The organism is Rhizobacter sp. P2_H2 (assembly GCF_056403375.1).
This window is the reverse complement of the sequence record NZ_JBFUFP010000561.1, coordinates 1-3,548: the sequence shown is the minus strand read 5'-3', so window position 1 is coordinate 3,548 and position 3,548 is coordinate 1. Positions and strand designations below refer to the sequence as shown.

The 3,548-nt window shown below is 70.3% G+C and carries 5 protein-coding genes; 3 read left to right on the top strand and 2 right to left on the bottom strand.

What is annotated here, in order from left to right; all coding sequences use genetic code 11:
- Positions 1-334, bottom strand: a 334-nt coding sequence (locus AC1D15_RS22490; RefSeq protein WP_477827712.1) for a hypothetical protein, incomplete at its 3' end; no start/stop codon positions are given.
- 153 nt (positions 335-487) lie between these two features.
- Between AC1D15_RS22490 and AC1D15_RS22485 the strand changes: the two genes are divergently transcribed.
- Positions 488-1,021, top strand: a complete 534-nt coding sequence (locus AC1D15_RS22485) for a hypothetical protein (protein WP_477827711.1) — start codon at positions 488-490, stop codon at positions 1,019-1,021.
- Positions 1,022-1,030: 9 nt separating this feature from the next.
- On the opposite strand, the gene AC1D15_RS22480 is transcribed toward AC1D15_RS22485, so the two are convergent.
- Positions 1,031-1,705 (bottom strand): ribosome-inactivating family protein, encoded by a 675-nt coding sequence (locus AC1D15_RS22480; protein ID WP_477827710.1) that lies wholly within the window; start codon positions 1,703-1,705, stop codon positions 1,031-1,033.
- Positions 1,706-1,932: 227 nt separating this feature from the next.
- Between AC1D15_RS22480 and AC1D15_RS22475 the strand changes: the two genes are divergently transcribed.
- Entirely contained in the window at positions 1,933-2,997 is a 1,065-nt protein-coding gene (locus AC1D15_RS22475) for a zinc-binding metallopeptidase family protein (protein WP_477827709.1), read from the top strand.
- A gap of 89 nt (positions 2,998-3,086) precedes the next feature.
- A complete protein-coding gene (locus tag AC1D15_RS22470) occupies positions 3,087-3,548 on the top strand; it encodes an Rrf2 family transcriptional regulator (RefSeq protein WP_465112801.1) in 462 nt (153 codons plus the stop codon).

Genomic DNA, 3,548 nt, shown 5'->3' with positions numbered 1-3,548 from the left:
TCCCTTGGCCGCGCATGCGCGCTTCGCAATCCGCGCGGTCCTCCATCGGCAACGCGGCGCAACGCCGGGTCGCGTTGCGGGCCAGGCTGGGGTCCGGCTCCGGCAGGCGGCCGCCCTGTGCCGCGGCCAGTGCGGCGCGCGCTTCCTGCATGCAGGTCGCACGGTCCTGGTTCGAGCGGCCGCTGTTGCAGACGGCGCTGTCCTGCTCGAAGCGGGCACGGGCGGTCTGCTGGGCCGTCCTGTCGGCGGCCATGGCGGCGGAGACGCTCAGCACGATCAGCGGCGCCAGCGCGAACGAGCGCAACACGGTGGGCAACATGGTGGAAGTCTTCATGAACGGCTCCTTCAAGCGGTGGATCGCTGAAGTCTGTTCATCCTCGAGGCCGCAGTCTGTCGGACGGCGGGCCGAACGGAACGCAGGATCCGCCTACGCGGCTTGCTTACCTTGCGTTGCCGTTGGCCGCGCCGGATGCGGGAAAATCGCCGGATGCGAATCACCACCCCCCTGACTGCCACCGTCTTCGCTGCGCTGCTCGCCACCCAGGCGATCCCCGGCAGGGCGGCCACTCCCACCGCCAGCGCGACGCTGCTCGCCCGCTCCACGCTGCTCGGCGTGCAGAGCGCGATGCGCGAAGCCCGCCAAGGCGGCAAGATCACCGTCGACGCCGCCACCTGCGTCCAGTCGCTGCAACCCGGCGCGCTGGTCCCCGTCTTCGAGACCGCCGTGAAGGACAACTGGAGCGCGGCCGAGATCGATGCGATCGAGGCCTTCCTCGCGACGCCGGCCGGCCGGAAGTACGCCGAGCGCAGCGTGACGCAGGCCCGGCTCGATGCCGGCGAGACGCTGACGGCACCGATCGCCGAGTACACCGAAGAAGAGATTGCCGCGGTCGACCGCTTTCGCAAGACGCCGGCCGGCGCGCAGCTGATGGCGCGCAGCGAGTTCGCGAAGTCGTCGTCGCGCCAGGCGATCCAGTCACGCCTGCTGGAACTGCTGACCGGCTGCCGCGCGGTGCCCTGAGGGCTCAGCTCACTTCGGCCGCTTCAGCACCTGGAGGCTGCGCGCCGCGGCCTGCAGCCCCGGCTCGACCTTCGCCAGGTCGACCCGTTCGCTGAAATGCCGCTGCAGCGGCGTCAGCTCCGCGCGGCGCTTCAGCGCGATGCCGCGCGCGGTGCCGGTGATCGCATTGAAGATCGATTCGCAGGCCGGGCCCCAGGCCCGCGCCTCCTGCAGCAGTTCGCCCACCGCCAACTGCGCCGACGCGCCGGGCAGGCCGGTCGTCACGACGCGCAGCCACTGGCCGATTTTCGCCGCGAGCACGTCGCTGCGCAGCGATCCGGCCACGCACAGCACCAGCAACGATTGCGCTTCGAAGCGCTGCGGGCCGGCGCTGCGTTGCAATGCAAGCAGCGCCTCGTCGAACGCGGGCGCCTGCAGCCGGCGCGGATCGACACGGGCGGTGCCGGGCTCGAACGGCCCGCCGTCGATGTGCGTCACGTCGAGGTCGCTCTCGCGCAGCCTCAGTTCCACGCCTCGGGCGCCGCTGCCCGGCTGCACGCGAACCTGGAAGCCCGCATCGCCCGCGCGGCAGACGCGGTAGAAGCCGTTGTCGGCCCGGATCAGGTGCGTGTCTTCGGTGACCGCCTCGCGGATCTTGCGGACCTGCTCCGCCCAGTCGGGCGCCATGCGCAGCGTGAACATCATCCCGTTCCCCTTTTTTTTGCGATACCTTGCGGTCCTGTTCTGTGTCCACGGACCTGAACGGCGATTGTGGTGGAGCTTGCATGACAGTTGCTCAAACCCGCCCATCAGGGTGAGGGGGACCGCCACTCCCCTCGTTGGGGGGAAGGGCCGCGAATGCGCGTTCGTCCTACACGCCGACGGGCGCTGCGGCGCAGCAGCGCGCTGCTGCGGACTCCTATGCTCGCCGCATGAAGACCTTGTCGTGCGAGCGCTGCGGACTGCGCGTGTTCTTCGAGAACGTGGCCTGCGAGCGCTGTGGCGCCGTGCTCGGCTTCGTGCCGGATGAGCTGGCGATGGGCGCGTTCGAGATCGCGGCCGACGGCCACTGGAACCGCTTGCGCGAAGGCGCCGCGGCCCAGCGCCCTTGCCACAACTACACCAGCGCGCAGGCCTGCAACTGGATGGTGCCGGCCGCAAGCGACGCGACGCTGTGCACCTCGTGCCAGACCACGCACATCCTGCCGGCGCTCAGCGAACCGGACAACCTGCTGTCGTGGCAACGCATCGAGCAGGCCAAGCGCCGGCTGGTGTACAGCCTGTTGTCGCTCGGCCTGCCGGTGCGCAGCAAGGCCGTCGATCCCGAGCAAGGCGTGTGGTTCGAGTTCCTCGCGGAGATGCAGCCCGGCCAGCGCGTGATGACCGGCCACGACAACGGCACCATCACGCTGAACGTGCGCGAAGCCGACGATGCGCAGCGCGAGAAGACGCGCACCGAGATGCACGAGCCCTACCGCACGCTGCTTGGTCACTTCCGGCACGAGATCGGGCACTACTACTGGGACCTGCTGGTCGACGGCACGCCGTGGCTGGACGAGTTCCGCGCGTTGTTCGGCGACGAGCGCGCCGACTACGCGCAGGCGCTGCAGGCCCACTACGGCGCGCCGCCCGCCGACTGGCCGCAGCAGTTCGTCAGCGCCTACGCGAGCGCGCACCCGTGGGAGGACTGGGCCGAATGCTGGGCCCACTACCTGCACGTGCAGGACGGCCTGGAAACCGCCTCGGCCTGGGGCCTGCAGCTCGCATCGCCGGGTGGCGAGCCGGTGCKCGCGGCGGCCCTGGAGCCGCGCGACGACGCCCTCGAGCCGGCCCTGATCGAACGCTGGCTGCCGATCTCGCAGTTCATCAACGCGATGTCGCGCAGCCTCGGCTCGCACGACGCCTACCCCTTCGTGATGCCCGAGCCGGTGGTGCGCAAGCTGGCGTTCGTGCACCGCGTCGTGACGGCGGCCGGGGCGCCTGGCGCACGGCGCTGACACGCTGCCCGCTGGATTGCCCTGCCGCAGCGTGGGGTTTTCGGAGCCGGGTCCGGGCGCCCCGCACATCACGCAACTCATAATGTTGCATGAAACGAGACAGCAAGCTTTCCGGCGTCCTGCACGTGCTGTTGCACATGGCCGAGCAGGACGGGCCAGCCACCTCCGAATCGCTCGCCGGCGCGATGCAGACGAATCCCGTGGTCGTGCGCCGGCTGATGACGGGGCTGCGTGAAGCCGGCTTCGTCGCGTCGGCCAAGGGGCACGGCGGCGGCTGGGTGCTGTCGTGCCCGCTGCACGAGGTGACGCTCGGCGACATCCATGCGGCGCTCGGCTCGCCTGGGTTGCTCGCGTTCGGCAACCGCACCGAAAGCCCCGGCTGCCTCGTCGAGCAGGCGGTCAACGCCGCGCTCGACCACGCCTGCCAGGAAGCCGAGGCGCTGCTGCTGGCACGGCTCGGCCAGGTGACGCTCGCCGACCTGTCGAACGATTTCCACCGCCGGCTGAAAGCCACCGGCCACACGATGAAGGACTTCCACCATGCCCATTGA